Consider the following 21,471-nt stretch of genomic DNA (forward strand, 5'->3'; position numbering starts at 1 on the left):
CGTGCCCATTCGGGCCTGACCTGCCCGTTCGGACTGGTAATAGGTGTAACACCAATGGCCAGGTGTGGCCACCGCCACACCTGGCCGTTCCGGTGCCCGTTTTCTGCCCGGTTTCCGGCCCCGCTCAGGCCGTGAACACCTCGAACTCGCTGAGCTGACCCGCGGGCCAGCCCGTGTTGGCCGTGAACGTCAACCGGATGAACCGCAGATCGGTCGGCGGGAACGTGACCGTGGCGTTCGGCGCGAACTGGTACTGCGCCGACGCCTTGACGGTCGAGTACGCCCCGCCCGTGCCGCCCTCGACCGTGATGGTCTGCGTGCGCGGACCCCAGTGCGCGGGCAGCTTCAGCACCAGCCGCGACACGCTCCTGGTGGCGCCGAGGTCGACCGTGAACCACTGCGGGAAGGCGTTGTTCGTGCTCTCCCAGTAGGTGTTCGCGTCACCGTCGACCGCGTTCGCCGGCCGGTAGACGTCCTGGTAGCCGCTGGCAGACGTGGCCCGGCCGCGCGCCAGGTTGCCGTCCGCGGGCGGCTGACCGCCGTTCACGGGCGGCCACGAGCCGCAGTCGGTCCACTCGCTGTCCCAGCCGCTGTTGCCCGTGCCCTTGTTGAGGCTGAACGTGCCGCTGGGGTAGGGGCAGTTGTACGAACCGGCGGTGCCCACGCGCGACGCGACGAGGTTGCTGAAGTCTCCTGACCCCGGCGCTTCGACCTGCACGACGACCGTGCCGACACCGTCGACCCGGTTGTTGTCGACCCGCAGGTTGCGCACCGGTTTGCCCGTGCCGCCGCCGGACACGACCTCGATCGCGCTGTACGGGCTGTCCTGGAAGAGGTTCCCGGTGACGTTCACGGGCGACGTGATCTCGAAGTCGTACGAGTCGATCCGGATCGCGCTCATCGGGTGGTTCCAGTTCGGGTTCATCGCGCCGGTGCGGATCAGCGTGTTGTCCGCGACCGTCGTGGTGCCCGCGAGCGGCGCGAACGTGCCGTTGTTGATGAACGCCTGGTTGGAGATCGCGATCCCGCTGCCCAGCGCGTTGGTGTCGAGGATCTTGTTGCCCCGCAACGTGGTGTCCGTGCCGCCGTAGATGCCGATGCCGTTGGCCAGGTTCGGCTGCACGATCGTGTTGTTCTCGAACCGGCACCGCACGTCCGCGCCGCCCAGCGACCACATGGCGAGCGCGTCGTCACCGGTGTTGCGCAGGAAGTTGTTGCGCACCACGGAGTCGCTCACCCGGCCGTTGAAGTTCAGCCCGTCCGCGGTGAGGTCGAGGAACCGGTTGTTCTCGATGACGGCGTTGCTCGTCGTGCCGTTCATCGTCCAGATGCCGACCTTCATGTGCTGCATCCACAGGCCGGAGATGGCCGAGTTCGCGCCGAGCGGGCCGTGGTAGGCGTTGTCCGGGCTGCCGTCGTTGCGTTCGGTGATCTCGCCGATGACCGCGAAGTCGTGCAGCCGGATGTTGCCCTGGACCTGGCTGTCGTTGCGGAACGGGTTGTTGCTGTGCAGCACCGAGTGCCACATGCCCGCGCCGCGGATGGTGACCTGGTCGATCTGCAGCGCCCGGCCGACCTCGAACGTGCCCGGCGGGATCCACACCTCCTTGCCCTGTTGTTTCGCCGCGAGGACGGTCTGCCAGATCGCCTCGGCGTCGTCGCCCCCGTTGTTCGGCGTGGCACCGAAATCGGTGATGGAGAGGGCGTTCGCCGGTTTGGTCGCCGGTCCCGCGACCTGCTCGAAGTCGGCGAGGTCGACGGTGATCGTGCTCTCCGCGCGAAGGCTGACCTTGTCGTTCGCGTTCAGGTCGCGGCCGAGCAGCGCACGTGACTCGTCGTAGAAGTGGTGGATCTTCTGGCCGGGGATCCAGCCGGTGTCCAACCAGCTGTACTTGGACGTGACTTTCAGGTCGGTTGCTTTGGTTCCGTTGACGTAGACGCCCAGGTTGCCCTGGCTGCCGTCCGGGACGCTGTACCTGACCGTGATGGCGTTGGCCGGCCTGGTGAGGGTGAACTCGACCTGGTTGCCGCTGTTCAGCGTGACAGCCTGTCGTCCGGAGGCCTCGGACGCCAGGCTGGCCTGCGTGTAGTCGGGACCGATCTTCGTTCCGTTGTGCGACGCCGTCTCCGCCTCGTACTCCGTGAACGGGACAGTGGCGCCACTGCCGCCTATGGCGGACGCGGCGGGAACAGGCTGTATCGCAGCTCCCACCACCAATGCAACTGCTATGGCCCTCCAGGAAAACATCGTTGTCTCCTCAGTTGATCCATGCGGCGGCGTCCGGGGGTAACTGGCCACCCTCCACTTCGGTGCTCGTGAGGAAGGCGGTGCCGGGCAACGAGATCGCGCGGCTGGAGAAGTTCACGACGCACGTGAACTCGTCCCGGCGGAAGGCGAGCACGTCCTCGCCCAGCTCCAGCCAGGTGAGGTCGCCCGTGAGTTCCTTGCGGTGCTGCAGAACCCGCTGGTAGTGGCTGAGCATCGATTCAGATTCGCCGGTCTGCGCCGCGACGCTCAGCGCCTGCCACTCACTCGGCTGCGGCAGCCAGGTCTTCTCGTTGTCACCCCACGGGATCGGCACGCGGCAGCCGTCGCGCCCGCGGTCGGTGAATCCGGACCGGTGCCACACCGGGTCTTCCCGCAGCTCGTCCGGCAGATCCTCGACCTCCCAGAGGCCGAGCTCCTCGCCCTGGTAGACGTACAGCCCACCGGGCAACGCCGCGGCCAGCATGATCGCGGCGCGGGCACGTCTGACGCCCTTGGCGCGGTCCGTCGGCACGCCGTGCTGCCGGTCGGCGAACGAGAATCCGGTGTTCTCGCGGCCATATCGGGTGACGTGCCGCGTGACGTCGTGGTTCGACAGCACCCAGGTCGGCGGTGCGTCGACGGGTGCGTGCGCCGCGATGGTCGCGTCGATGACCTGTCTGAAGGCCGTTGCGTCCCAAGGACAACACAGGAAGTCGAAGTTGAATGCCGTGTGCAGCTCGTCGGGCCGCAGGTAGCGGGCGAACCGTTCCGGGTCGGGCAGCCACATCTCGCCGACCAGCACGCGATCGTCGTACTCGTCGGCGATCCGCCGCCAGTCGCGGTAGATCTCGTGCACGCTGTCCTGGTCGGAGTAGGGGGCGTCCGCGTCGGGCTTGGTGAAGTCCTTGACGAGCCCGTCGGCGACGTCGATGCGGAACCCGTCGACGCCGCGGTCGAGCCAGAACCGCAGGATGTCGCGGAACTCCTGGCGCACCACCGGGTTGTCCCAGTTGAGGTCCGGCTGCTCGGCGGCGTACAGGTGCAGGTACCAGGCGCCCGGTTCGAGCTGGGTCCAGGCCGATCCGCCGAACCGCGACCGCCAGTCGTTGGGCGGGGTCTCACTCTGCCGGAAGTGGAACCGGCCGCGGAGGTCGTTCCGGAACCACGGATGCTGGTCGCTGCAATGGTTCGGGACGATGTCGATGATCACGCGGAGGCCCAGGTCGTGCGCCTCACCGATGAGCTTCTCGGCCTCGGCGAGCGTGCCGAACAGCGGGTCGATGTCGCGGTAGTCCGACACGTCGTAGCCGCCGTCCTTCCACGGCGACGGGTACCAGGGGCAGAGCCAGATCGCGTCCACGCCGAGGTTCGCGATGTGGGGGAGTCTGGTCCGCAGTCCGGTGAGATCGCCGATACCGTCGCCGTTGCCGTCCGCGAAGCTGCGCGGATAGACCTGGTAGATCGCAGCGTTGCGCCACCACTCCATGGCGTTCCTTTCAGCCCTTGATGCCGCCCGCGGTGAGCCCCGCGAGGATGTGCCGCTGGAACGCCAGGAACAGCGCCACCATCGGCAGGCCGGCCAGCACGAGTCCGGCCAGCAGCAGGTTGATCGGGGTGTCCGGCGCGAACCGCTGCAGCGCCACGCTCAGCGTCTGCTTCGCCGGGTCGGAGAAGACGAGCAGCGGCCAGATGAAGTCCTTCCACGCCGCGACGACCGCGAAGATCGACACGACGGCCAGGATCGGCCGGCTGATCGGCAGGACGATGTTGATGAGCGTTCTGATCGGTCCGGCGCCGTCGATGGTCGCCGCTTCCAGGAGTTCCCTGGGGATCTGGTCGAAGAACCGTTTGAGCAGGTAGATGTTGAACGCGTTGGCGGCGGCGGGTAGCCAGATGGCGGCGGGGGAGTTGAGCAGGCCGAGGTCGGAGATCGTGAGGTACATCGGCACGAGCAATGCCGCCGCGGGCAGCATCAGCGTCGCCAGCATCAGCCCGAGGATCACGTTGCCCAGCAACGGCCGCAGCTTCGACAGCGCGTAGGCCGCCGGCACCGCGACCGCGAGCTGCACCGCCCACGCGCCGATGGCGACGACCAGCGTGTTCAGGAAGAACCGCCCGAGGTCCATGTAGTTCCACGCCTGGGCGTAGGTCTCGGGCACCCACGTCTCGGGCAGGATCGTCGGCGGCACCCTGGCGAGCTCCGCGGGCGGTTTCATCGCACCGAGCACCACCCACACCAGCGGTACGAGGAACGCCGCGGTGAAGATCAGCATCGTTGCGGTGAAGACCACCCAGTAGGAGCGACCGGGTCTGGTCAGTGTTCTCTGCTCGTGACTCTGAGGTACAGAGCGGAAAAGACGCCGAGCACCGTGAACAGCATCAGGCTGAGCGCGCTCGCCGTGCCGAAGTCGTTGTAGACGAACGCGTACCGGTACAGCAGGAGCAGCACCGTGATAGTCGAGTCCTCCGGGCCGCCGCCGGTCATGATGAACGGCTCGGTGAACACCTGCATCGTGGCCACCACCTGCAGCAGCGCCAGCATCAGCAGCACGAACTTCGTCTGCGGGATCGTGACGTGCCGGATCCGTTGCAGCACACCGGCTCCATCCAGCTCCGCCGCCTCGTACAGCTCGCCCGGAATCGTCTGCAACGCCGCCAGGTAGATCAACGTCGCCGAGCCCATGTTCGCCCAGGTCGCCACGACGACCAGGGAGACCAGCGCGATCCTGCCGCTGTCGAGCCACGTTCCCTCCGGAAGGCCGAGTCCTCGCAGGACGGTGTTGAACAGACCGGGGCCGGGGTCGTAGAACCATTTCCACAGCAACGCCGTCACGACCGGTGGCAGCATCACCGGCAGGTACACGACCAGCCGGAAGTACGTCTTGGCGTGGCGCAGCTCGTTGAGCACCACCGCGGTCACGAACGGCACGCCGAAGCCCAGTACCAGCGCAATTGCCGTGAACGCGATCGTGTTCCGCCAAGCGATGGCGAACTGCGGGTCGTTGACGAGTCTTTCGAAGTTGCTCCAGCCGACCCAGTCCGCGGCGGTCACGAAGTTGACCTGCTGGAAGCTCAGCGTGACGCCGCGGACGATCGGGTACCAGGAGAACAGGGCGAAGACCACCAAGGCGCCGCTGAGGAAGCCGTACGCGGTGAGGTGCCGGCGCACTACTTCACCAGGACCGCGTTGACCTTGGCCTCGGCGTCCTCGAGCAGCTGGTCCCGATCGGCGTCCTTGTTGGTCAGCACGCCCTGCATGACGCTGTCGAGGATCGCGTAGACCTGCTGCGCGTTGGGCGGCTCGATGCTGCCCTTCGCGGTGCTGTCCATGTATTTCTGGAAGTTCTGCGTGGGCACCGTGGCGTACTTGGCCTTGAGCTCTTCCTGCTTGGCACGGACGTCACCGGTCCAGATGTCCGCGGCGGGCGGCACCGGCAGCCCGATCGGCTGACCCTGTTCCTGGTACCGCTTGAGGTTCGGCTCGATGCGGTCCGGGTTGAGGTACTTCCACTGCAGCCAGGTGAGCCCGGCCTTGATCTTCTTCTGATCGGCCTTGGGATTGATCATGTACCCCTCACCGCCGATGAGCGTGCCCTTGCCGTCCGGGATGCCCGCGAGCCCGTAGTCGGCGTAGTTCCCCTTGAACTGGTTGACGATCGTGGGCACGTTGTCCGGTGCGGCGAGATACATGCCCAGCTGCCCGGCGCCCATCATCGTCTGCACGTCGGCGAGCTCCAGGAGTTGCTTGTCGCCCATGGAGTTGTCCTCCCACCGCATCCGATGCAGCGTGTCGAGGACCTTCCGGCCGTTGGCGTTGTTGAAGTCCGCCTTGCCGTCCTTGGTGACGTCACCGCCGGTCGACTTCATCCACGTGGTGAAGTGCCAGCCGCCCTGGTTGCTCTTGCTGTACTCGGCGAAGCCGACCTTCCCGTTCTCCTTGATGCGCTTGGCCTTCTCCCGCACCTCGTCCCAGGTGCGCGGTGGCTGGTCGGGGTCGAGCCCCGCCTCCTGGAAGACCTTCCGGCTGTAGAGCAGGCCCATCGAATAGTTGGCGGTCGGGACGCCGTACACCTTTCCGTTGGCGCTGAACACATCCCGCAGTTCCTGCCGGACCTCCTGGTAGTGCGGGATGTCCTTTGTGTACTCGGTGATGTCCGCGGCCTGCTTGCGCGCGATGAGCTGGGCCGGATCCGTGAAGTAGACGTAGAAGACGTCCTCGAGCTGGCCGCCGGCGAGCTTGGCGGAGAACGTCTTGGGGTCCATGAACCCCTCGTGTGGCTGAACGTCGATGTCCGGGTGCGTCCGCTCGAACTCCGCGACGTCCTCGTCGAAGATCTTGCGCTCGAACGCCTGCGTCTGCGGCGGCTGCCCGTTGATCGAGATGACGACCTTGCCCGTGTCCTGCGCGCTGCCGCTGCACGCGGCGGTCAACAGGCACACCAGTAATCCAGCGCTCTTCTTCATGGGTGGGGACCCTTCTCGCGCCACTGCGATGTGAGCGCGACCATAGGCCCGCGCTTCATCTGAACGCAATATCTGAACAGGATCCCGCAAAAACTAGACTGGCGCTGTGGATGCCCTCACCACCAGTTCGGGCTCGAACAGCAACTCCTCCGCGGGCACTTGTTTCCCGGCGATCTGGCTGCTGAGCAGCTCCACAGCCGCCCGCCCCATGGCTTCAATGGGCTGCCGCACGGTCGTCAGCGGCGGGTCCGTGCAGTTCATGAATGCCGAGTCGTCGTACCCAACGACCGACACGTCCTCGGGCACCTTCTTCCCCTGCCGTCGCGCAGCCCGGATCGCCCCAAGCGCCAGCGGATCGCTGGCGCAGATGATCCCGGTGACGCCGCGTTCGATGAGCTTCGTAGCCGCGGCCTGTCCGCCTTCCAGCGAGAACATCGCGTGCTCGGTCAGCGCCTCCGCGTCGAGCTCGGTGAGCCTCTTCAACTTCCGCCGCGACGGCATGTGATCCGCGGGCCCGAGCACAGCCCCGATGCGCGTGTGCCCGAGGCTCCTGAGGTGCCCGAACGCCTGCTCGACGGCCACCGCGTCGTCGCAGGACACCTTGGGAAACGCCAGGTCGTCGATCGCCGCGTTGATCAGCACCGCGGGCAGCTTCCGTTTCGCCATCCGCAGGTAGTGCCCGTGTGCCGCATCGGCCTGCGCGTACAGCCCGCCGGCGAACACGATGCCGCTGACGTGCTGTTCCAGCAGCAACTCCAGGTAGTCGGCCTCACTGACCCCGCCGGCCGTCCGCGTGCACAACACCGGCGTGAACCCCTGCTGCGCCAACGCGTTGCCCATCACGTCCGCGAACGCGGGGAAGATCGGGTTCTGCAGTTCCGGCAGGACTAGCCCCACCAGCCGTGCTCGTTCGCCCCGCAGCTGCGTCGGCCGTTCGTAGCCGAGCACGTCGAGGGCCGTGAGCACTTTCTCCCTGGTCTCGTCGGACACACCCGGCTTGCCGTTGAGAACGCGGCTCACCGTGGCCTCGCTGACCCCGACCTTCGCGGCCACTTCGGCCAGGCGTCGCTGCGTCATTGCGCAAGCATACGACAGCCACTTGCGTTCACTTGCGCGTTTCGCGCCAGACCAGCACGACCCCGTGTCCCGGCAAGAGCCACGACTGCACGTCCAGATCCTCCAGCTCGTGCGCGGGCAGCCAACGGGTGGAGTCGGTGTTGGACCGGAAGGTGAACGGCATCATCCGGAACTCGAACACGCGATCCCGTGTGCTCAAGTCGGTGGCCTTGAGCGAGATCCGGTCGACGTAGCAGGGATAGGGCGACTGCCAGTAGAGGAAGCCCTCGTCGACGGGTTGCAGCGTGGTGACCTGCACGGTCAGTCGCTCGATGGTGCTGACCATGTGATCGGCACTGGCGAGGCCGCTCAGGTCGCACTCGAAGATCCGCAGGCTGTTGAGGTGCCGCCGGGGGTTCTGCCGCGGCATCGTGCTCATCGGCTCGCGGAAGAACGTCAGGTAGTCGGTCCACCGCTCGAACTTCACGTCGGTGGGCTTGATCCGTTCCAGTTCGGCGGTTGTGGGGGTGCCGCTCTCGTCGGTGTAGCTCATGCCGATGTTGACCGAGGGCAGCATGTCCTCGATCGACTCGTGGAACAGGTCGGGATCGCCCACGTACCAGAGGTCGCACAGCGGGAGCCGGCAGCCGGCGATGATCGAGTCGCGCAACAGCGGGTCGCACGTCGCGAAGATGACGAACTTGTCGTCGGCCACCGGGGTTTTGAAGCTGTAGCTGACCGTCGAGGTCAGGTGGTAGGTGTCGTGGTTGATCGCGCTGGCCTCCAGCTCGACCGTGGTGTGGGTGCTGATCGTCAGCCCTTCACCGCCCGGTCGCACGCCTTCGCCGCCGAGCACGCCGGACACGACGTCGTGGTTGGCCGCGTTCTCGCCGTAGATCGAGTCGAGGAACGTGCGCAGCACGTCCTGCGGCAGCATGTTGCCCACCATGCCCGGACCGGCGATCCGCGCGATCTCCTGCACCAGCCAGCGGTGCAGCACCAGTTCGTAGAGCAGCAGAAGTACGCCGACGAGCGTGAGCAGCGGAAAGAGCTCGAGCAACAGAACGTGCGCCCAAGCCGGCGTGGCGGTGCCGACGGCGACGGCGAGCAGAACCAGGCCAGCACCGAGCAGCCCGCACGCGGTGGCGAGCACCCTCCGTCGCGGGCGCGAACGGCGGACACCCGTTCTCGCCCACCTGTCCAGCACGCCTCCCGCAGTCCCCTCGCAGCACCCGTGCATTCATGGTGAAAGCGCGTACGGGTGATGGACAGGGCCGATCGGGCGATGTCAGTCCGCCGAAGTCCACATCGGTTCGTCGTCGACGCTGACGAAGTTCGTCAACGTCGCCTCGCGTTCGGTGGCGTCCGCGAAGTCCTGGTACAGCCCGAGAAGGTGAGTGGTCATCGCGATCCGCGCGCCGACCTCGTCCCGGCGCCGCAACCACATCACCACCTGCTGGTGGTCGTTGGCCGACCGGTTGTGCACCGAGCGGGTGGCCGTGGAACGGCGATAGGCGCGCAGCTGCGGCACCAGGGCCAGGTACAGCTTCTCGAGCAGCCGGTTGTGACTGGCGCGCACGATCGCGAGGTGGAAGGCCTCGTCGGCCTCGATCGCGTCGGCGAGTTCGGTGGCCCGCTGGTACATCGTGGAGAGCTTGGCGATCTCGTCCAGTTCACCCTCGGTGGCGCGGGTCGCGGCGAGGCTGGTCGCCGTGGTCTCCAGCGCGATGCGGGTTTCCAGCAGGTCCGGGTCGGAGAACTGCTTGCCGGTGAACTGGCGCTCGACGAAGTCGTCCTCGTCCAGGTTGGTGCTGCGCACGTACCAGCCGAGGCCGCGGCGCACCTCGACGATGCCGCGGTGTTGCAGACTCTGCAATGCGGTGCGCAGCGAGCTGCGGGCGACGTTCAGCTTGCGGGCCAGCTCTGGCTCGGTGGGCAGCTTGTCGCCGGCCGTCAGTGTGCCGTTCGCGATCTGCGCCTTGAGTTCTTCCTCGATCAGTTCCGGCAGCGGGCGTCGCGAGTCGAGCGGGCTCGCCCAACCCTCGGCCTTGGTATTCCCTGCGTCAGGGGAGTGGTCCTCGTTCATTGTCGGCCCGCCTGGTTTCTGGGTGATCGCACCAGGGTAGTCCGGACAGACAACCGATGCAACTTGTCCGTCAAGCGGTAGTCGGTTGACAGACAACCTACTGCATCGGCACACTGGGAAGCGCCGAAGTGGCACTCAAACAGGACCGCCCACCCTGGTGACCGCTCCGGCGCGCGGAGGAAGCCATGCCTGTCACCGGAAACGCAGTTGGAATCGCCTTCTTGACCGCAGTCGCCGTCTCGATGATCGGATGGCGAACGGTGGTGACGATCCTCGGTCTGAGCCTGGTGGTGCTCGTGGTCATCGGGTTCACGAACGTCGTGAACATCATGTCCGGCTGATCGAGGGGGATGACGACCCCGGCCTGCGGCGGCCGGGGTCGTCTGTTGTCAGACAACTTGAGCTCAGAGAAAAGGGACGCTGCGGGGCGTCCCTTTTCGTTTACTTGCTCTCGGATTCGTTCGGCCGAACGTATACCGTGCTACCCGTCGGCATCTGGCGAAACCACTCGACGCGGTTCACGGGCTGGCCGACGGCAGCCACGCCGGAGTGCCCAGGGTGCTGGGACGCGGGCTGCTGCGGGGGCGTCACGGACTGGCTCAAGGTCATGGATCCTTCTATCAGAAACCGCCCATTGTGGACAGTTAAGAGACGGTTACGAAGAGCGAATCAGCTGCCAATGCAGCAGACCTCGCAATCCGGTGGAGGCACGATCGCGCGCCACCTCCGGCGAGACGACCCACTGTTCCGTCAAGCGGGACACGAGCTCGTCGACGTCGAGTTCATCGGCCTGGTCACCGATCAACTGAAGTACGTCGGCGGCATCCGGGTCGATCCAGTACAGCTCAAGCGGGCTAACCGTTCTGGCGACTATGCCCCGGCCGCCCGCCATGCGCCTGCCGAGTCGCACGATCGGGTCTGGCGCAAGCCTTCCCGTGATCGCGAACGCGGCGTGCGCCGTCTCACGATGCGGAAGCTCGGGCAACGCCAGGAGTCCTTTGAGGAGGACCCGTGCGTCTTCGCCGAGCAGTTCCGCGTGTTCCACCAGCCAGCGGCCGAGTTCGGCCGCCCGCTCCGCTGCTTTGGGCAGCAGCGAACCAGGCCCGACGGCGCAGTGCCCGCCGGTCACTCCCGCGTCCGCCGCGAACCGGTGCATACAGGTGTACGCATGCCACGCGGCAACGGTTTGCTCCATCGGCCATGATTTGTTCGACCACGGCGTAACAAACTCTTCGGCAGTGTCGCTTTCGAGGCCAAGAAACTGCCGTGTGATGGCGAAGTCGAAGAATTTTTGATGGGCGGCCTCGTGTACGAGGCCTTCGGCCACTTCGATCGGTGTCGCCGGCGCGTCGATGAGCACCAGGCCGGGGAAATAGCGTGAAGACGCCGACGCGAGGCCCTGTGAGGTGTCGGGATCCAGCACGGCGAACAGGTTCACGTGCGCCAGCAGGTCTTCGACGAGGCCTGGGCTCACCTTCTGGGCGAGCAACACGCCTTGTTCCACGATCGAGAACGCCTGCTCGAACCGCCGTCCGCTGGTGAGCATTCGCAGTCCCGGCTGGGTCTGGATGATCTGCAACAGCGGCGTGAGCGGCACGTGCGCGCGGTCGTCGGCGATGACCGGCAGGCCGTGCGCCGAGCGGGTGGCGCCGAGCGCTTCCCTGGCATCGATCAGTTCACGCCGGGTGATGCCGGCGCGGCCGGCCAGTGCCTCGCCGACGAGGTAGCGGACCGGCGGGCTGTCCAGCAGGTCGTCGGTGACTTCCCCCATGTCAGGACAGAGCAGCTCGACCGCGAGCGAATACAAGGCTCGTCGCTCAGCGATCAAGGTGTCGGCGGGCGCGATCGTCGCGTGGACCGACTCAACTGCCGGTGGTGTCGCCATCTGTGTTGGGTCCTTCGTACTGTCCCCGACCCTGGATTGAGGGAGCGTACTGGCCGCGCGGCGAGCCATAGCAGGGCCCGTTGAGATTTATCCCAAGGACGTGCGGGGCGGGGCCGGATGCTCACAGAGACATAACAACTCGGTCTTGGTTCGTACCCTCGGGGCGTACTTCACCCGTTAGGGGGACGTCGATGGTCTTAGATCCACGCATCCCGCCGATCCCCCGATGGAGTAAACGCATGGCTCTCCCGAGACTGATCAGCGCCCTCGTCGCTGCGTCATTCGCCGTGACCGCGCTGGCCACCACGGCCTCGGCCGCGCCCGACAAGCCTCTGATCTCCGGCGATGCGCGCGCGAGCGTGTACGCCGGCAACGTGGCACCGGACCACGACGACGCGTGCACCGTCGGGAAGCTCACCGGTGAGCCGATCGCGAACGGCGGGTTCACCTTCACGGGTGGCGACAACCAGGCCGACCTCGACATCACCGCCGTGCCGTCCGGCTTCACGGTGACCGGTGTCGTCGTCAAGGGCGGGCCTGCCTACAACGTCTATCTGGTCGCCCAGCTCGGCGCGCTGCCGTGGAACGACTTGCACGCGCCGCTCAACGACAGCGGCAGCCCCGCGGCGATCAGCCACTGGTATGCCTGCGGCATCAAGACCGGTCCGACGAGCGAGAAGCCGAGGGAGGAGCAGCCGAAGGAGGAGCAGCCGTCCTCGTCGGCCGCGCCGACCAGCTCGACGTCGACCTCGGCTCCGGCTCCGGCGGGTGCCGTGCAGGCCGAGACCGAGGCGCTCGCTTCCACCGGCTTCGGCTCGCCTTGGCTGATCGGCCTCGGTGCCGCGCTCGTCACCGCCGGTGCGGGCGTGCTCTTCTTCCTGCGTCGCAAGAGGGCCTAACGGCGGTTAGAACCTCTAACAGTTAGACCCTCTAACCGCAGCGAACTCCTCTCGCGGTTAGAGGGTCTAACTGCGGTTAGGGGGCCTAGCGACCGCGAGGCCTTCGCGCAGTTAAGCCTTCTAACGGTCGCGAAGCTTCGTCCAGTTACGCCTTCTAACGGTCGTGAGACCCCATCCGGTCAGCCCCTCTGGCGGGTCGCCGGGGTCTTTGTGCGGTTAGGCCTTCTAACGTTCGTGAGACCCGGTCCGGTTAGGCCTTCTAACGGTCGCCAGAGCTTCCTGTGGTTAGACCCTCTAACGGTCGCGAAGCCCTCTCGCTGTTAGACCCTCTAACCGTTGCTAGGCACTCTCACAGCGACAAGGGGTCGCAGCCGTTAGAGGGTCTAACCGGTCAGAACAGCTGTAGCCAGCACGCGGTGTGCAGGCGCCGCACCTCGTACCACGCCTCGACGGCAGCGGCCGAGTAGTCGCCGGGATAGGCGGCGACCGCGGCCGCCCCGTCGAGGCGTTGCGTGTTCCGCAGGCACGCGAGATCCCATTCGACCGGGCCGCGCCAGGTGTCCTCGAAGTCGTTCCACACCGGACCGGCCGGCGTCATCAGCACGTTGCCGGGATGCGCGTCACCGTGCAGCGGCCGGGCAATCCCAGACGGCTCATCGGGCAGCACCGCGGACGGGTCGACGCCCAGGATGTCGTCGAACGGCAGCCGCGAAGGCAACGGCCCCGGATAACCCGCCAACTCGTCGTGCAACTCGGCCAGCAGCACGGCGAAGTCGGCGGGCGACGGCGTCCACGAGGAGTCGACCGGCACGTATCGGTTGAAGGACAACGTGAAGCCGTCCCGCACGTGCGGTCCGGGAGGCAGCTCGGCCGAACCCCCGACGACCGGGAAACCACGATCCGCCAGATAGGCCGACACAGCCAGGTCGCGCGCCAGATACGCCGCCACGTCGGCCCGCACGACCGCGGTGACCGCCGCGACGCGCGCGACCACCGGCGCGGGACGCAACCAGATCAACGTGTTGCTGAGATCACGCAGCACCACGGGAGCCGACACGCGAAGGCCGTGCGCGGCAGCCACCGAAACGGCTGCGCGCACGGCCGGCGAAGCACTCACGAACGCAGGATCACATCAGCCCTGGGGCAGCAGCGACTGCATTTCGTGGATCTCCTTCTCCTGCGCGGTGATGACGTCCTGCGCCAGCTTCTTGGTCGCCGGGTCGGAGCCCTGCTCGACCTCGGTCCGCGCGGACTCCACCGCACCCTGGTGGTGCTGGATCATCAGTCCCAGCCACTTGCGGTCGAACTCGGCGCCCTTCAGGGCCGCCAGTTCGGACGTGTCGACCATGCCGTGGCCGCCGTGTGAGCCGTGCGTGGACGCACCCCATTCCTTCAGCCGGGCGTTCAGCTGGTCGATCTCCGGCTGCTGGCCCTGCTCGATGCGGTTCGCCAGGTCGATCAGCCCGGTGTTCTCCGTCCGGGTCTCCACGAGCTTCGCCATCGTCAGCGCCTGCTCGTGGTGCGGGACCATCTCCTGGGCGAACTTCACGTCGGCGTCGTTGTGCGCCGGCTCCGAGGAGCCGCACGCGGTGAGCGCAGCGAGCATCGCCACGCCGATGAGCGCGGTACGCAAGATGTTCATTCCTTTGTTCGGGCTTGTGGGAGACGGGGGCGTGGTCTCCTCACAACCGCAACACGACCAACCGGGTCGGCACCGCGACCGCCACGGGCACCGCACGCGGCAACAGCACCGCCGCGGTCCTCGCCGGAGGCGGTGGGGAAGTGGTACCGGAAGCCGTCGTCTTCCGCACGGCGACCAGGCCGGCGACCGTCACGACCAGGCCCAGGCACAGCTCCGCGCCCGGCTGGTCGTCGACGTGCCCGACCTGATGCATCGCGAACACACCGAACAGCAGCGTGAACACGACCAGCGCGCGGGTTGGCACGCGCCGAAGAATACGTGTGACCTGCGCTACGCTGCCCGGCCCACCCGCGAGGTGCTGATCGCCGTTGTCTACGATCCGGTGAGATTTCCCGAACGACTGGTCCCACCAAGGCCTGGAGGCACCGTGACGGCCGTAGCCCCGCAGCCGATCGCCACGCGTCCGTACCCGACGCGCAAGGCGGTCAAGGGCTCATTCCTGCTGCGGATGTTCCGCACCACGGACCACAAGCAGATCGGCATCCTTTACCTGGTCACGAGCTTCGCCTTCTTCATGGTCGGCGGCGCGATGGCCATGCTGATGCGGTCCGAGCTGGCTCGGCCGGGTCTGCAGTTCCTGTCGCAGGAGCAGTTCAACCAGCTGTTCACCATGCACGGCACGATCATGCTGCTGCTGTACGCGACGCCGATCGTCTTCGGTTTCGCGAACTTCATCATGCCGCTGCAGATCGGCTCGCCGGACGTCGCGTTCCCGCGGCTCAACGCCTTCTCGTACTGGCTGTACCTGTTCGGCGGCCTGATCGTGATGTCGGGCTTCATCACCCCCGGTGGTGCCGCCGACTTCGGGTGGTTCGCCTACACGCCGCTGTCGAACGCCATCCACTCGCCCGGTGTCGGCGCCGACCTGTGGATCACCGGCCTGGTGATCGGTGGTCTGGGCACGATCCTCGGTGCGGTCAACATGATCACCACGGTGGTCTGCCTGCGCGCGCCCGGCATGACGATGTTCCGGATGCCGATCTTCACCTGGAACATCCTGGTGACGTCGATCCTCGTGCTGCTGGCGTTCCCGATCCTGACCGCCGCGCTGCTCGGTCTGCTCGCCGACCGCCATCTCGGTGCGCACGTGTTCGACCCCGCCAACGGCGGCGTGATCCTGTGGCAGCACCTGTTCTGGTTCTTCGGCCACCCCGAGGTCTACATCGTCGCGTTGCCGTTCTTCGGCATCGTGTCGGAGATCTTCCCGGTGTTCAGCCGCAAGCCCGTCTTCGGCTACAACGGCCTGGTCTACGCGACGCTCGGCATCGCGGCCCTGTCCGTCGCCGTGTGGGCGCACCACATGTACGCCACCGGCGCCGTGCTGCTGCCGTTCTTCGCCTTCATGACGTTCCTCATCGCGGTCCCGACCGGTGTGAAGTTCTTCAACTGGATCGGCACGATGTGGAAGGGCTCGCTGACGTTCGAGACCCCGATGCTGTTCAGCGTCGGCTTCATCGTCACGTTCCTCTTCGGTGGTCTCTCCGGCATCCTGCTCGCCGCGCCGGCGATCGACTTCCACGTGTCGGACACGTACTTCGTCGTCGCGCACTTCCACTACGTGCTCTACGGCACGATCGTGTTCGCCACGTTCGCGGGCATCTACTTCTGGTTCCCGAAGATCACCGGCCGCATGCTCGACGAGCCGCTGGGCAAGCTGCACTTCTGGACCACGTTCCTGGGCTTCCACGGCACGTTCCTCGTCCAGCACTGGCTGGGCAACGAGGGCATGCCGCGCCGGTACGCGGACTACCTCGCGTCCGACGGCTTCACGACGCTGAACACGATCTCCACGATCGGTGCCTACGTGCTCGGTGCGTCGACGCTGCCGTTCATCTGGAACGTCTTCAAGTCGTACCGGTACGGCGAGGTCGTCACGGTGGATGACCCGTGGGGCTTCGGCAACTCGCTGGAGTGGGCCACCTCGTGCCCGCCGCCGCGGCACAACTTCACCGAGCTGCCCCGGATCCGTTCCGAGCGCCCGGCGTTCGAGCTGCACTACCCGCACATGGTCGAGCGCATCCGCAACGAGGGCCACGTGACCTTCACCGGCAAGGCGATCGCGCACAAGGACGCTCCGCCCGCTCTGTCGGAGATGGCGGGCGCCGCCATTCAGTCGGGGACGGCCAGCGAGAATTCGCAGTCCGACCACAAGTAATCTTCACTCAGTGGTTCAACGACGAGCCCCGGCCGTTACGGTCGGGGCTCGTCGCGTTCACGGAGGAGACGCGCTGTGAAGACCCCTGTACTGATCACCGTCACCGGACCCGACAAACCCGGTGTGTCATCGGTGCTGTTCGCGGTGCTGACCAGGCACGGAGTCGAGGTGCTCGACGTCGAGCAGGTCGTCATCCGGGGCCGCCTGGTGCTCGGCGCGCTCGTCTCGACCGACCACGACCCCGAAGGCCTGCAGGACGCGGTCGAGCAGGCCATGGCGACCGTCTCGATGCACGTCGAGGTCGAGATCGGCGCCGACTCCAAGCGCACCGCGCGCCTCGAGTCCTCGCACGTCCTGATCGTGCTCGGCCGCCCGGTGACCGCCCGCGCGTTCACCGAGGTAGCCCGCAAACTCGCCTCGCTCGGCGTGAACATCGACGCCATCCGCGGCGTCGCCGACTATCCCGTCACCGGTCTCGAGCTACGGGTTTCCGTCGCCGAGGACACGATGGACAGCGATGCGGACCTGCGTTCGGCGCTGGCCGAGGTGTCGGTGCGGGTCGGCCTGGACATCGCCGTCGAACGCGCGGGCCTCACCCGCCGAGCGAAGCGGCTCGTGGTGTTCGACGTCGACTCCACTCTGATCCAGGGTGAGGTGATCGAGATGCTGGCCGCCCACGTGGGCTGCGAGGAGCAGGTCCGCGAGATCACCGAGGCGGCCATGCGCGGCGAGCTCGACTTCGCGTCGGCATTGCGGCAACGGGTCGCCTTGCTGGAGGGGCTGGAAGAGAAGGCGCTCGACGATGTGGCGGCTTCCTTGGAGCTGACGGCCGGCGCGCGAACGACGATCCGCACGTTGAAACGTCTCGGCTTCCGCTGCGGAGTCGTGTCCGGTGGGTTCACGCGGGTGATCGAAGGCTTGGTGGAGGAGCTGGGCCTCGACTTCTGCGCGGCCAACGAACTCGAGATCGTGGACGGTGTTCTGACCGGCCAGGTCGTCGGCGACATCGTCGACCGTCCGGGCAAGGCCGTAGCGCTGCGCCGCTTCGCCGAGGAGGCGGGCGTGCCGCTGGCGCAGACCGTCGCGGTCGGTGATGGCGCCAACGACATCGACATGCTCAACGCGGCGGGCCTGGGCGTGGCCTTCAACGCCAAGCCGGCTCTCCGTGAGGTCGCGGACACCGCGCTGTCCCATCCGTTCCTCGACGCCGTGCTGTTCGTACTGGGCGTGACGCGAGCCGAGGTCGAAGCCGCCGACGCGGCCGACGGTCTGGAGCTGACCAGACTGTGATCCTCGAGCTCATCGCGTCGCGCAACTACGCCACGGAGACCGCGGTCCGGGCGATGCCCTTGGTGTTGCGTCTGGAGAAGTCGGTTCTGCCGTCTCGGACTTCGCTGTTGGAGGCCGCCGCTGCCGCCGCGGTAGCGGTCTGCCTCGACGACCGTTCGGCATTCCCGGACGGCGAGTGGTATCCGGAGGTCAGCGCCTGGGTGTCCGGCCGGATCCGCAAGGTGTCGCGTCGCGCTCGCGGTGCGCACTGGGACGCCGTTCAGGCACTGCCGGGCATCACGATCACGGTCGACGGGGCTTCCGTACGTGCTCTGGTGCCTTCGCTGGTGTCCGAGACGCCACGCGAGGTCGCCCGGCTGCAGATCTCCGGGTCCGAGCTTCCGGTTGATGTTCCCGGGCCGGTTCCTCCTGGGGCGCGCGTGCTGTACCTGAACCCGCGCGTCGAGATGACGGCCGGCAAAGCCGCAGCTCAGGTGGGCCACGCTTCGATGCTGCTGGCGCCGCACCTGTCGACCGCCGCGCGTGCGGAGTGGGCCGCGCTTTCGTATCGATGCGCGGTGCGAACGCCGTCCGTGGCGTTGTGGGACTCGTTGGTGCACCGGTGCGACGTGGTCGCAGTCCGCGACGCCGGTTTCACGGAGGTCGAGCCGGGGACGACGACGGTACTGGCCCCGATCGATGGCTAGGCGCGTCGCGCTGCCCGCGTACGTGGACGGCGAATGCGTGTTCTGCCTGATCGTCGACGGCCGTGCGCCCGCCAGCGTCGTGTACTCCGACGACGCCCTGCTCGCGTTCATGGACCTGCGCCCGGTGACGACCGGTCACCTGCTCGTGATCCCTCGCGCGCACAGCGAAGGCTTGGCGGACCTGCCTGCTCCACTGGGGTCGCGGATGTTTTCGGTGGGGCAGTCGCTAGCGGGTGCACTGCGCCGCACCGGCCTGCGGTGCGAGGGCGTCAACATCTTCCTGGCCGACGGCGTTGCCGCAGGTCAGGAGATCTTCCACGTCCACCTGCACGTGATCCCGCGCTACGCTGGAGACGGTTTCCGGCTGTCCGCGGACTCGCGAGTCCGCGCACGGTCCGAACTGGACGAGGTCGCCGCCGGCATCCGATCCAAATTGGATGCGTGAACGGGCCGTTGACAGCTCTCAGAGCCCGAAATTGTCAGACCCGCTCGGTACGCTTGAGCGAAATAGGAAGCGCGCGGGGGCGGCGTGCGGGATCGCCCGGGAGTAGGACAGGGGCTGACCTAGATCGACCGTAACGTCCGACGCATGACGATCCTGGTGACCGGGGCGACCGGCGTAGTAGGGCGGAACGTGGTGCGACAGCTCGTCGAGGCGGGCGAGGACGTGCGGGCGGTGAGCAGGAATCCAACCGGCGCCCAGGTCTACGCCGACCTGCTGCATCCGGAGACCATCCCGTTCGACGGTGTGGACCGGATGTACCTGTTCCCGGTCCCTGAGACCGCGCCCTCGGTGGTGGCACGCGCTCGCGATGCCGGGGTGCGGCGGATCGTCGACCTGTCGGCCGCGGCGGTCACAATCGGGCTGTACGTGAACCCGGTCGAGCAGGCCGTGGAGGACTCCGGTCTCGAGTGGACACACGTCCGCCCGAGCGGATTCATGGCGAATCTGCTCCCGGTGTGGGCGCCGACCATCCGCACCGATCGCGAGGTGCGGTACCCGTTCCCGGACGAGGCGGGCGTGCCGGTGCACGAGGCCGACATCGCGGCCGTCGCGGTGGCCGCTCTGCTGGGGGATGGCCACGTGGGCAAGGCGTACACGGTCACCGGACCCGCGCCGATCACGGCGCGCGAGCAGGTGGCCGCGATCGGGGAGGCGTTGGGGGAATCGGTGCGGTTCGTCGAGGTCAGTCGCGAGCAGGCGCGCCAGGAATGGATCGCGCGGGGGCACGCACCGGAGTTCGCGGACTTCATGCTCGGCTTCGTCAGCTATGGCGGCACCGCGGGTGTCGATGACGACTACGGTCCGTTGCTCGAGCCGTGGCCTGGTGTAGAGGAGGCGACCGGGCGGCCGGCGCGACCCTACGCCGAGTGGGCACGGGACCACGTCGCGGACTTTCGCTGACCTGACCTGACCTGACCGGGGCGAGGGCGGTAGCTGACGTGATTCTTTGCTTGCGCGTCCGCGGCGCCGGCGTTCGTTGACGGCGTTCGTTGGCGGGGCGCATCGCGATCTTGGCGGGGTGGCCTCCCCCGCGGATTTCGTGGCTCGGTCGCGTCGTGTTCCTTCGTCAGAAGTGTTTGAAAATCAAGGAATCGGGCAAACAACCCGTTCGTGGGCTTACTGGACGTACTCGACGCCCGGCTCGGCGACGGGCTGGAGAACGTGTTGTGCGCGCACCACAAGCGCCGCCTGCGCAAGCTCGGCTGGGCTGACGCGTTCGGCGGCACCGGCTGGTTCTCGCCCCGGCGCCCGGTGCGGCAGGGCAACCGGATGCGCGTCCTGCTCGACGGGCACGAGGCGTTGCCGCAGATCGCGGACGCCATCGAGCACGCGAGGAAGTACGTGCACATCGCGAACTGGCACGCCAGCCCGGACTTCCGGCTCACACGCGAGCCCGCCGCGCCGCAGTTGCGCGAGTTGCTCGACGCCGCCGCGGAGCGGGTGCCGGTGCGGGTCCTGTTGTGGGCCGGGCCGCCGGTGCCGATCTTCGAGCCCACCCGTGAACGCGCGCGGAATGCGCAGAAAGCCTTCATGGCCAACGGTGGCGTGAAGTGTGTGTTGGATGCGCGTGAGCGCACTTTTCACTGCCACCACGAGAAGATCGTCGTGATCGATGACGAGATCGCGTTCGTCGGCGGCGTGGATTTGACGGCTGTGGAAGGCGATCGGCACGACAGTCGTGAGCATCCGCCGACGCGGCCGATGGGGTGGCATGATCACGCCAGCCGGGTTGAGGGGCCGGTGGTCGCGGACGTCGCCGAACACTTTCGGCAGCGGTGGATGGAGATCGCGCACGAGTGGCTGCCCGAGCCGCGAGTGCCGGAACCCGTTGGTACTACTGCGATTCAGGTCGTTCGCACCATTCCCGAGAGGACCTACGACTTCGCGCCGCGCGGCGAGTTCAGCCTGCTCGACGCGCACGTCAAGGCGTTGCGCAGCGCGAAACGCTTGGTATACCTGGAAAACCAGTTCCTGTGGTCGCCCGAGATCACCGAGATCCTGATCGACAAGCTGCGATACCCGCCGGACGACAGGTTTCGCGTCGTGCTCGTGTTGCCGCGCAAACCTAGCAACGGCGCGGACACCACGCGCGGTCAGCTCGGCCGGCTCATCGACGCCGACGACGGCGGGCGGCGGCTTGTCGCGGCGACGCCGACCAGTGACGAGACGCCGGTGTACGTGCACGCCAAGCTCGGCGTTGTCGATGATCGCTGGCTGACCGTCGGCAGCGCGAACCTCAACGAGCACTCGCTGTTCAACGACACCGAGGTCAACGTCGTCACCGACGACCCGGAGGTCGCTCGCGACGCGCGGCTGCGGCTGTGGCGTGAGCACCTGCAGCGCGACGACGTCGACGGCGACCCCGCGGACGTCGTCGACAAGCTGTGGCGGCCGGCCCTCGAGCGGCCGGGTCGGCTGACGAAGCTGCCTGGCGTGTCGCGGCGGGCGGGAAGGTTGCAAGGACCACTGCGCGGACTGCTCGTCGACGGCTAGCC

General features: G+C 67.1%; 19 protein-coding genes. 7 read left to right on the forward strand and 12 right to left on the reverse strand.

From position 1 onward, the window contains the following. Positions 1 to 124 precede the first annotated feature (124 nt). The 9 genes from QSK35_RS16175 to QSK35_RS16215 form a co-directional block, all read right to left on the reverse strand. Positions 125 to 2,212: a galactose-binding domain-containing protein gene (locus tag QSK35_RS16175; protein ID WP_285746825.1), complete on the reverse strand. Its 2,088-nt coding sequence runs from the start codon at positions 2,210 to 2,212 to the stop codon at positions 125 to 127. A gap of 46 nt (positions 2,213 to 2,258) precedes the next feature. After that, a complete protein-coding gene (locus QSK35_RS16180) occupies positions 2,259 to 3,734 on the reverse strand; it encodes a glycoside hydrolase family 13 protein (protein ID WP_285746827.1) in 1,476 nt (491 codons plus the stop codon). A 10-nt stretch (positions 3,735 to 3,744) separates the two neighbouring features. Further along, positions 3,745 to 4,539 carry a carbohydrate ABC transporter permease gene (locus QSK35_RS16185; RefSeq protein WP_285746829.1) on the reverse strand — a complete coding sequence of 265 codons (795 nt, stop codon included), beginning with the start codon at positions 4,537 to 4,539 and terminating at the stop codon, positions 3,745 to 3,747. A 23-nt stretch (positions 4,540 to 4,562) separates the two neighbouring features. Then, entirely contained in the window at positions 4,563 to 5,417 is an 855-nt protein-coding gene (locus tag QSK35_RS16190) for a carbohydrate ABC transporter permease (protein WP_285746831.1), read from the reverse strand. Next, positions 5,417 to 6,712, reverse strand: a complete 1,296-nt coding sequence (locus QSK35_RS16195) for an ABC transporter substrate-binding protein (protein ID WP_285746833.1) — start codon at positions 6,710 to 6,712, stop codon at positions 5,417 to 5,419. The genes QSK35_RS16190 and QSK35_RS16195 overlap by 1 nt, the downstream gene beginning before the upstream one ends. A gap of 93 nt (positions 6,713 to 6,805) precedes the next feature. Then, entirely contained in the window at positions 6,806 to 7,789 is a 984-nt protein-coding gene (locus tag QSK35_RS16200; RefSeq protein WP_285746834.1) for a LacI family DNA-binding transcriptional regulator, read from the reverse strand. Positions 7,790 to 7,817: 28 nt separating this feature from the next. Then, a complete protein-coding gene (locus QSK35_RS16205) occupies positions 7,818 to 8,921 on the reverse strand; it encodes a hypothetical protein (protein WP_285746836.1) in 1,104 nt (367 codons plus the stop codon). Between the two features lie 135 nt (positions 8,922 to 9,056). Beyond that, positions 9,057 to 9,854 (reverse strand): FadR/GntR family transcriptional regulator, encoded by a 798-nt coding sequence (locus QSK35_RS16210; protein ID WP_285746837.1) that lies wholly within the window; start codon positions 9,852 to 9,854, stop codon positions 9,057 to 9,059. A 655-nt stretch (positions 9,855 to 10,509) separates the two neighbouring features. Beyond that, a complete protein-coding gene (locus QSK35_RS16215) occupies positions 10,510 to 11,739 on the reverse strand; it encodes an aKG-HExxH-type peptide beta-hydroxylase (RefSeq protein ID WP_285746839.1) in 1,230 nt (409 codons plus the stop codon). 239 nt (positions 11,740 to 11,978) lie between these two features. Here QSK35_RS16215 and QSK35_RS16220 point away from each other — a divergent pair, with 239 nt between their 5' ends. After that, a complete protein-coding gene (locus tag QSK35_RS16220; RefSeq protein ID WP_285746841.1) occupies positions 11,979 to 12,638 on the forward strand; it encodes an LPXTG cell wall anchor domain-containing protein in 660 nt (219 codons plus the stop codon). 391 nt (positions 12,639 to 13,029) lie between these two features. Here the strand turns inward: QSK35_RS16220 and QSK35_RS16225 are convergent, their stop codons facing one another. Genes QSK35_RS16225 through QSK35_RS16235 form a run of 3 tightly spaced genes read right to left on the reverse strand, consistent with a single transcriptional unit; the run spans position 13,030 to position 14,584 of the window. Further along, a complete protein-coding gene (locus QSK35_RS16225) occupies positions 13,030 to 13,755 on the reverse strand; it encodes an aminoglycoside phosphotransferase/kinase family protein (protein WP_285746843.1) in 726 nt (241 codons plus the stop codon). Between the two features lie 15 nt (positions 13,756 to 13,770). Next, on the reverse strand, positions 13,771 to 14,280 hold the full coding sequence (locus QSK35_RS16230) for a DUF305 domain-containing protein (RefSeq protein ID WP_285746845.1): 510 nt from the start codon (positions 14,278 to 14,280) through the stop codon (positions 13,771 to 13,773). Positions 14,281 to 14,320: 40 nt separating this feature from the next. Beyond that, the gene (locus QSK35_RS16235; RefSeq protein ID WP_285746847.1) at positions 14,321 to 14,584 is read right to left on the reverse strand and encodes a hypothetical protein; all 264 of its coding nucleotides are present in this window, start codon (positions 14,582 to 14,584) and stop codon (positions 14,321 to 14,323) included. 123 nt (positions 14,585 to 14,707) lie between these two features. Here QSK35_RS16235 and ctaD point away from each other — a divergent pair, with 123 nt between their 5' ends. The 6 genes from ctaD (at position 14,708) to QSK35_RS16265 (ending at position 21,469) form a co-directional block, all read left to right on the forward strand. Then, entirely contained in the window at positions 14,708 to 16,495 is a 1,788-nt protein-coding gene (gene ctaD, locus QSK35_RS16240) for an aa3-type cytochrome oxidase subunit I (protein ID WP_285746848.1), read from the forward strand. 75 nt (positions 16,496 to 16,570) lie between these two features. Then, positions 16,571 to 17,785: a phosphoserine phosphatase SerB gene (gene serB / locus QSK35_RS16245; RefSeq protein ID WP_285746850.1), complete on the forward strand. Its 1,215-nt coding sequence runs from the start codon at positions 16,571 to 16,573 to the stop codon at positions 17,783 to 17,785. A gap of 53 nt (positions 17,786 to 17,838) precedes the next feature. Further along, positions 17,839 to 18,471, forward strand: a complete 633-nt coding sequence (locus QSK35_RS16250; protein WP_285746968.1) for a peptidyl-tRNA hydrolase — start codon at positions 17,839 to 17,841, stop codon at positions 18,469 to 18,471. Next, positions 18,464 to 18,916, forward strand: a complete 453-nt coding sequence (locus QSK35_RS16255) for an HIT family protein (protein WP_285746853.1) — start codon at positions 18,464 to 18,466, stop codon at positions 18,914 to 18,916. Before QSK35_RS16250 ends, QSK35_RS16255 begins: the two co-directional genes overlap by 8 nt. Before the next feature lie 144 nt (positions 18,917 to 19,060). Beyond that, positions 19,061 to 19,876, forward strand: a complete 816-nt coding sequence (locus tag QSK35_RS16260) for an NAD-dependent epimerase/dehydratase family protein (protein WP_285746855.1) — start codon at positions 19,061 to 19,063, stop codon at positions 19,874 to 19,876. Between the two features lie 210 nt (positions 19,877 to 20,086). Next, on the forward strand, positions 20,087 to 21,469 hold the full coding sequence (locus QSK35_RS16265) for a phospholipase D-like domain-containing protein (protein WP_285746857.1): 1,383 nt from the start codon (positions 20,087 to 20,089) through the stop codon (positions 21,467 to 21,469). The last annotated feature ends 2 nt before the right edge of the window (positions 21,470 to 21,471 follow it).

Origin of the sequence: Lentzea sp. NBRC 105346, assembly GCF_030269605.1 — a bacterium.
Lineage (GTDB): Bacteria > Actinomycetota > Actinomycetes > Mycobacteriales > Pseudonocardiaceae > Lentzea.

Coding starts and splice junctions, on each gene's coding strand:
- QSK35_RS16215 (WP_285746839.1), bottom strand. CDS start 11,739: ATGGCGACACCACCGGCAGTTGAGTCGGTCCACGCGACGATCGCGCCC.
- QSK35_RS16260 (WP_285746855.1), top strand. CDS start 19,061: ATGACGATCCTGGTGACCGGGGCGACCGGCGTAGTAGGGCGGAACGTG.
- QSK35_RS16255 (WP_285746853.1), top strand. CDS start 18,464: ATGGCTAGGCGCGTCGCGCTGCCCGCGTACGTGGACGGCGAATGCGTG.
- QSK35_RS16200 (WP_285746834.1), bottom strand. CDS start 7,789: ATGACGCAGCGACGCCTGGCCGAAGTGGCCGCGAAGGTCGGGGTCAGC.
- QSK35_RS16195 (WP_285746833.1), bottom strand. CDS start 6,712: ATGAAGAAGAGCGCTGGATTACTGGTGTGCCTGTTGACCGCCGCGTGC.
- QSK35_RS16220 (WP_285746841.1), top strand. CDS start 11,979: ATGGCTCTCCCGAGACTGATCAGCGCCCTCGTCGCTGCGTCATTCGCC.
- QSK35_RS16250 (WP_285746968.1), top strand. CDS start 17,839: ATGCCCTTGGTGTTGCGTCTGGAGAAGTCGGTTCTGCCGTCTCGGACT.
- QSK35_RS16210 (WP_285746837.1), bottom strand. CDS start 9,854: ATGAACGAGGACCACTCCCCTGACGCAGGGAATACCAAGGCCGAGGGT.
- QSK35_RS16230 (WP_285746845.1), bottom strand. CDS start 14,280: ATGAACATCTTGCGTACCGCGCTCATCGGCGTGGCGATGCTCGCTGCG.
- QSK35_RS16180 (WP_285746827.1), bottom strand. CDS start 3,734: ATGGAGTGGTGGCGCAACGCTGCGATCTACCAGGTCTATCCGCGCAGC.